1 protein-coding gene is annotated in these 289 nt (G+C 66.1%); it reads right to left on the bottom strand.

The annotated features are described in order from the left end of the window. A partial coding sequence (locus EN852_RS39730) for a transposase (protein ID WP_135879968.1) occupies positions 1-289 on the bottom strand: 289 nt, incomplete at both ends.

The following is a 289-nucleotide window of genomic DNA, read 5'->3' as shown; positions in this document are numbered from 1 at the left end:
AGCGAGGCCACCTCGCCAGCCAGCCGCTTCTCCTCGCGCTTGAGGCAGGCCAGCACCGTGGAGAGACTGGCCAGCGTCTCGGCGTCGGTGGTGGCGCTCTTGCGCTGCTTGTTGACGGTGATGTCGCCGCTGACCTGGGAAAGCCTGGAAACCAAGGCTTTCAGTCGCTGCTGCGCGGCACTGGGCGGCACCGTCGGCACGATCTGCTTGATCGACGCGTAATCGGCGATCACGGCCGCGTCGATGCGATCGGTCTTCTCGAAGGTGCCCATTGCCTCGGCGAAGCGAC

The sequence above is a fragment of the Mesorhizobium sp. M2E.F.Ca.ET.209.01.1.1 genome (genome assembly GCF_004010375.2).
Taxonomy (GTDB): Bacteria; Pseudomonadota; Alphaproteobacteria; order Rhizobiales; family Rhizobiaceae; genus Mesorhizobium.
This window is presented reverse-complemented; position numbering and strand designations above follow the sequence as displayed.